General features: G+C 53.7%; 9 protein-coding genes and 1 tRNA gene. 8 read left to right on the top strand and 2 right to left on the bottom strand.

Annotation, left to right across the window (positions count from 1 at the left end):
- The first annotated feature begins 112 nt into the window (after positions 1-112).
- From DMG62_00550 to DMG62_00535, 4 genes are all read left to right on the top strand, one after another.
- Entirely contained in the window at positions 113-376 is a 264-nt protein-coding gene (locus DMG62_00550) for a hypothetical protein (GenBank protein PYY24958.1), read from the top strand.
- Complete coding sequence (locus DMG62_00545; GenBank protein ID PYY24957.1) at positions 346-693, top strand: hypothetical protein; 348 nt, start codon at positions 346-348, stop codon at positions 691-693. Before DMG62_00550 ends, DMG62_00545 begins: the two co-directional genes overlap by 31 nt.
- Positions 690-1,979: a hypothetical protein gene (locus tag DMG62_00540; protein ID PYY24956.1), complete on the top strand. Its 1,290-nt coding sequence runs from the start codon at positions 690-692 to the stop codon at positions 1,977-1,979. The genes DMG62_00545 and DMG62_00540 overlap by 4 nt, the downstream gene beginning before the upstream one ends.
- A 60-nt stretch (positions 1,980-2,039) precedes the next feature.
- Positions 2,040-2,112, top strand: a tRNA-Glu gene (locus tag DMG62_00535).
- Between the two features lie 397 nt (positions 2,113-2,509).
- Here DMG62_00535 and DMG62_00530 read toward each other — a convergent pair.
- Both DMG62_00530 and DMG62_00525 read right to left on the bottom strand, forming a co-directional pair.
- On the bottom strand, positions 2,510-2,689 hold the full coding sequence (locus DMG62_00530; GenBank protein ID PYY24955.1) for a CsbD family protein: 180 nt from the start codon (positions 2,687-2,689) through the stop codon (positions 2,510-2,512).
- A gap of 549 nt (positions 2,690-3,238) precedes the next feature.
- On the bottom strand, positions 3,239-3,439 hold the full coding sequence (locus DMG62_00525) for a hypothetical protein (protein PYY24954.1): 201 nt from the start codon (positions 3,437-3,439) through the stop codon (positions 3,239-3,241).
- Between the two features lie 193 nt (positions 3,440-3,632).
- Between DMG62_00525 and DMG62_00520 the strand changes: the two genes are divergently transcribed.
- From DMG62_00520 to DMG62_00505, 4 genes are read left to right on the top strand one after another with little or no spacing between them, the layout of a single operon-like run.
- Positions 3,633-4,157, top strand: a complete 525-nt coding sequence (locus DMG62_00520) for a ferritin-like domain-containing protein (protein PYY24960.1) — start codon at positions 3,633-3,635, stop codon at positions 4,155-4,157.
- Between the two features lie 5 nt (positions 4,158-4,162).
- Entirely contained in the window at positions 4,163-4,537 is a 375-nt protein-coding gene (locus tag DMG62_00515) for a hyperosmotically inducible protein (protein ID PYY24959.1), read from the top strand.
- A 47-nt stretch (positions 4,538-4,584) separates the two neighbouring features.
- A complete protein-coding gene (locus DMG62_00510) occupies positions 4,585-5,115 on the top strand; it encodes a hypothetical protein (protein PYY24953.1) in 531 nt (176 codons plus the stop codon).
- A 10-nt stretch (positions 5,116-5,125) separates the two neighbouring features.
- Positions 5,126-5,413: a hypothetical protein gene (locus DMG62_00505; GenBank protein PYY24952.1), complete on the top strand. Its 288-nt coding sequence runs from the start codon at positions 5,126-5,128 to the stop codon at positions 5,411-5,413.
- Positions 5,414-5,672 lie beyond the last annotated feature (259 nt).

The raw sequence follows: 5,672 nt of genomic DNA, 5'->3' as shown, positions 1-5,672 counted from the left end.
AAAAGAAAAAGAAGGGCGTTGGAGGTGCGATGAGCGCTGTGCCCTCGCCCTCTCTGCCGCCGGAGGCAGCGCTGCCTGAAGCCAATGCAACACCAACCCCAGTTGCGTCGCCATGAGGGTTATCGCCGGCAGCGCCGGCGGAGTCCGCCTGACAGTTCCGAAGCGCGGTGTCCGACCGACAATGGACCGCGTCAAGGCGGCTATCTTTTCGAGCTTGGGTGAGACAGTCATCGGCGCGCGAGTGCTCGATCTTTTCGCTGGAAGCGGTGCGCTTGGAATCGAAGCGCTGAGCCGTGGGGCCGCCTCCGCGATGTTTGTTAAGGTGAGCGCCAATCGGCAGAAGCAATCGAGAAAAATCTCGCCAAGACGAATTTAAAAGGGCGCGTGCGAAAGCAGGATGTTTTCGATTTTCTACGGCAACGATCGAACGCGGAGAAATTTCAAATTATTTTTGCGGATCCGCCCTATGAAAAACCGCACCGCGGCGAAAGCCATACTGAGAAGCTTTTGAACAACGAAAGTTTGCCAAAGTTGCTGGAGCTCGACGGCATTTTTGTGTTGGAGAAACGACCGGATGAAACGCTTTCGGAATTGAAACTTTGGCGCGTAATTCGCCAGAAAACCTACGGTGCCACCGAAATTCTGTTTGTGAGTCAATCGGCATGCGGCAATTGGCAATCTGCAATTAAGTGATTCGCTTCATTTATAATCTGTTTTGGCCGCTCGGGTTGTTGATTTTTTTGCCGGGCTATTTCGCCAAAATGATTCGCCGCGGCGGTTACCGCGAAAAATTTGGCCAACGAGTGGGAATCTACGACGGTGCGCTGCGGAACCGGCTTGCGAAGCAACGCTCGACATGGCTGCACGCAGTGAGCGTGGGTGAAGTAAACATTGCGTTGAAACTCGCGAATGCGTTACGCGTGCTCGAACGGGATGTGCACTGCGTGTTGACCACAACCACAACGACCGGGTTCGCGTTGGCGCGCAAAAGTGCGCCGTCTTGGATCGAAGTCATGTACACGCCGCTGGATTACTGGCCAATCATGCGGCGCGCGTTTTCGGCCATTCTTCCGGCGCGGATTGTTCTTATTGAAGCGGAGGTTTGGCCCAACCTCGCCGCCGCAGCGCACGCGCGCCGGATCCCGCTCGCGCTGGTGAACGCGCGATTGTCTCCGCGCTCCGAGCGACGCTATCGACGGTTTCGGTTTTTTGTCGCGCCAATGTTCCGGCTCCTCGATTTGGTGTGTGTACCAGAACGGCGGGATGTCGAGCGATGGGTGGCGCTCGGTGTTTCGCGAGATCGAATTCATGCGACCGGCAGCATCAAATTCGATCCTGAGGTTCAGGGAGAAAGCCAGACTGTAGCCGCATCCGTCTTGGACGCGTTCAACTCGGAGCCGCTAGTCCTGTTCGGCGGCAGCACGCATCGCGGCGAAGAAGAAATCCTGGCCAGAGTTTTTCTTCGATTGCGCGAGCAATATCCCTCGCTGCGGTTATTCATCGCGCCGCGTCATGTCGAACGGCTGCAAGAAATCCGTGCACAATTGGGTGCTCTGCCATTGCGTGTGACGCTCGCCAGCCAAGCGTCCACCTCCGCCGCAGCCAAAGGGGATTGCATGCTCCTCGATACGACTGGTGAACTTCAACGTTGGTACGGCATCGCCACTGTCGTGTTCATCGGGAAAAGCCTCACCGCGCACGGCGGACAAAATCCCGTAGAACCGATTCTAGCAGGCAAACCCGTTGTGTTTGGTCCGCACATGGAAAACTTCGCAACGCTGGCTAAAACACTGGTTTCAAAGGATGCCGCGATGCAGGTCAACGATACCGGCTCGCTCGAGCGCGCCGTTGGCGAGCTTCTCGGCGACAACGACGCCCGCCAGCGTCTCGTGCGAAATGCGCAGGTCGCCTTGCGGGAGCACAAGGGCGCAACCGCGCGCGCAGCGGCGCTAGTTCACGCGTTCGAACCGAGACACTGAGAGCGGCTGCCAATTTGCCTTGCGCTGAGCCGTCGCAATTCTGATATTGCCCGGCTTTGTGACCCTATCGTCTAGAGGCCCAGGACACCGCCCTTTCACGGCGGTAACACGGGTTCGAATCCCGTTAGGGTCGCGTTGCCTCTTCTTTGTCGTTAAACGCGGGTCGTCTGAGGTGCAATCTACCGGAACCGTAAGTCGGAGGGGATGTACTACCGCGCAGTCTACTACACCAGAACAACCGTTGACAGCAAAGAGGTCTCAAAACGACCACCGGCTGGACTTTGCGATCTTCAAGAAGCCACGGACGAAGCCGAAGCAAAAGTCTCGTGATTATCGCGCCTGGACGGGGATGCTCTGCGGTTTTCAGGCCGTGATCGTCACATCTCTGCACACGCGCTGGACGCGGTAAAAGAATTTGATGTCCCGCTGGATGCAGTCGCGATCGACTCCAAAGAGGCGAAGAAGCTGTTGGAAGCGTTCCCCCTCGTCGATCCCTGCGCGGTTCTACCCTCGGCATTATGGAACGGGAATTATTTCCCGAAGACTTTCTTAACGTCGCCGACTTTTTTTCTGACTTTGCCGCCCGTCTTTTCCGCCGCGCCACGGTCTTCTAAATCCCGGTTTCCTGTCGCCTTGCCGGTCTCTTCTTTGATTTTGCCCTTCGCTTCGTGAAAACCACCTTTAGCTTTATCTTTTGAACTTGAGTCCATGCTTAGGAATCGAGCACCGAGGGCGCTCAAGATGTATCGCTGTTACCGCGTAGCCCCGACACTTTCACTAACCCAAATTTGTGCTGCAAACATTTTCGTGGACAGCTTTAAGCCAACTTTGATTGGACAAACACTTCATCACAGTCCCGAGAAAAGACCATCCGAAGTGCTACAGGGCGAATTTGCGACGCAGAAACCCGATCACATCGCCCCGTCCCAATTTCGCAACGCAAAAGTCTCAAGGGTAGCCAAAGCATCACGCGCTGCGCTCTAACGAGCTAACAACAGAGGGTGAACAATGAAACCAACCCTCTGATTGGATGCGATAACGTCGTTGGTGAAGCGCAGGGGCACTCAGGGTTATTTTCGGATTGTCTGCGCGTTCTGTAGGCGCGTAATCCAAAAAGGGAAACATGGAGGTGCTGCGGACACGATTTTTTCGGTGTGTGATCGCTGCAGCACGAAAGGGTGCTCCGAAGATGCAGTCCAAAGCAAGAAGCGTGAGCCCCGGCCACCTGAAACGTAAGACAAACCTGAGTAAATAGTAGCTCAAGGGAGACGGTTTTTCGTCGAAAAATTGCGCAGGCCGTCCTTGTAGTAGCGAAGCCGGCAAACTGCGCTGTTCGCCGACGAAAGCAATCTGAGGCTCGCGTGGCTTCCCGTATGTGGCCAGATGCGCGACAATTCCGGTTCGTTAATGCCGCCTTGCTTCATTTTCTCTAATTCCTCTGCAATTCGCCTCGCCAGCATTTTTCACACACACATAAACGCCCTAGGAGTTGTTCTCTTTAAGTCATACGGCTTTGTAGGTTTGGCTGATGTACTTTCAGAATTGTGCGGTCTCCGGGAACCAACACTGCGGCGATATGCGATGCCCACTGACGCGCTGCTACAAAATTGCAGCCCGGAGATAGCAGGCACAAACAATCAAAAGAAAGGAAACATGAAGTTGGACACACTGGAAAAGCTTTACATCAGCGAACTACGCGATCTTTACAGCGCCGAAAACCAATTGCTCAAGGCGTTGCCGAAGATGGCAAAAGTGGTTTCATCGCCGGAATTGAAAGATGCTTTTGAAAAGCATCTGGAACAAACAAAAGGACATATTGAAAGGCTCGAACAGCTGTTTGAGCAGCTTGACGAAAGTCCTAAAGGCAAGACTTGCCACGGGATGAAGGGACTCATCGAGGAAGGATCGGAAATCTTGGAAGAAGACGGTGAAGAGTCAGTTCTTGATGCAGGAATAATCGTTGCCGCGCAGAAGGTCGAACATTACGAAATCGCGAGCTACGGCAGCGTTCGCACTTTCGCCAACCTTTTGGGTAAGGATGAAGAGGCGAGGCTTCTGCAATCTACCCTCGATGAAGAATCTGAAACAAATGAGATTCTAAACCAATTAGCTGAAAGCATCGTCAATCCAGAGGCGGTCAGTGAAACGGAATCGGCAGATGCTGGTTCAAATCGATGATGCATATGAAACGAACTTTATTAGTCTTAGCTTGTCTTACCGCAGTTAGCTTAGCCGTAATGGCTGCCGACGAGAAGACGAAACCGGACAACACCTCAATAAACGAGCGAGATCGCTCCAGTGAAACGCAGACGTCTGGCGATCAGTCAAACAGTTCTGCCGATTTAAAGATTACACAGGCTATACGGCAGGCGTTAGTGAAAGATAGCGAGCTTTCAACAACTGCGAAGAACATCAAAATCATTACGGACAACGGCCAAGTTACACTCCGCGGGCCCGTTAAGAACGCGCAAGAAAAGGCGAAAATTGATCAGCTCGCAAGATCAGCGGCTGGCGGTGCCAAGATTAACGATCAACTCGACATTAAAGGGTCAAACTAACAAAAACCTCACACAAACAAAATACAACATCATACAAACGAAAGAAAATCATTATGTCTAAATCAATATTCGGTATTGCAACTACACACGGACAGGCCGAGCGAATTGTCGAGCAGCTCCAAGCACAAGGTTTCGCGACCTCAGAAATTTCAGTGCTGATGCCCGACACAGGGGGCACGCGTGATGTTGGTCACGTTAAAGCCACTAAGGCCCCAGAAGGCGCGACAACTGGCGCGGCTACTGGTGGCGCGACGGGCGGGGTGCTTGGATTACTGGCAGGAATTGGCGCATTGGCAATTCCGGGCGTAGGCCCGCTTATCGCCGCTGGGCCAATTATGGCGGCACTCAGTGGCGCAGCCGTCGGAGCAGCGACCGGCGGTATCGTGGGCGGTTTGATCGGTCTCGGCATTCCAGAGATCGAGGCAAAGCGCTACGCGGAGAAGTTGGAAAAGGGGAATTATCTGATCGCCGTCCACACGGATGAAAGCGAAGACGTTGATCGGGCGAAGAAGATTTTCAAGACTGCTGGCGCTGAGGACATCAGCACCGTCAGCGAAGCATCGGCACCGAAGGCTTAAGGTAAAATCTATGGCTGACAAAAACCAAATGGATCAAGGCTCTGCGGTGCCGCCACGCTCGGAACAAGAAGCAGAGCGCGGCGTGAGCGGTGCTCGTAAAGCGGCGGAAGGTCTCAGCTCGGCGGCAGGCGTAACAGCCGATAAATATCGCCCGCGCGGGAAAGTCTGGGATGATGCGCTCCATCGCGTCCGCAGTTCCCAGGACGGCAGCAAGCAATACGTCCGCGAGAACCCGACGAAGGCGGTCTTTACCGCGCTCGGGGTTGGTTTCGTGCTCGGTTTACTTTTCCGTCGTTAGGGATGTCGCTTTAAGGAATAAAAAGGCGTTATCGCGAACCGCGATGTAGTATCAATTGCCAGCATGAATAGAAATATTTTTTATATAATTGGAGTGATCGTCGTTATCGTGATCGTGCTCAAATTGCTCGGCCTGTTCTAGGCCGCCGCGTCTGCCAACAGCTACATACCGCGTGTCGGAAGTAAAAGGCCGGCAACGTGATTGGAGATGCTCGAGCACGCTTCAAACAATGGTGAACTCTGGGCATGCTAAACAATGC

Source organism: Acidobacteriota bacterium (assembly GCA_003225175.1).
In the GTDB taxonomy this organism is placed as follows: Bacteria; Acidobacteriota; Terriglobia; order Terriglobales; family Acidobacteriaceae; genus Gp1-AA112.
Note: the sequence above shows the minus strand (reverse complement) of the source record. Positions and strands in the feature narration are given on the sequence as shown.

Bases quoted from the DNA above. Each gene is read 5' to 3' on its own strand.
- DMG62_00515 (PYY24959.1), top strand. From the start codon at position 4,163: ATGAAACGAACTTTATTAGTCTTAGCTTGTCTTACCGCAGTTAGCTTA.
- DMG62_00530 (PYY24955.1), bottom strand. From the start codon at position 2,689: ATGGACTCAAGTTCAAAAGATAAAGCTAAAGGTGGTTTTCACGAAGCG.
- DMG62_00505 (PYY24952.1), top strand. From the start codon at position 5,126: ATGGCTGACAAAAACCAAATGGATCAAGGCTCTGCGGTGCCGCCACGC.
- DMG62_00525 (PYY24954.1), bottom strand. From the start codon at position 3,439: ATGCTGGCGAGGCGAATTGCAGAGGAATTAGAGAAAATGAAGCAAGGC.
- DMG62_00520 (PYY24960.1), top strand. From the start codon at position 3,633: ATGAAGTTGGACACACTGGAAAAGCTTTACATCAGCGAACTACGCGAT.
- DMG62_00550 (PYY24958.1), top strand. From the start codon at position 113: ATGAGGGTTATCGCCGGCAGCGCCGGCGGAGTCCGCCTGACAGTTCCG.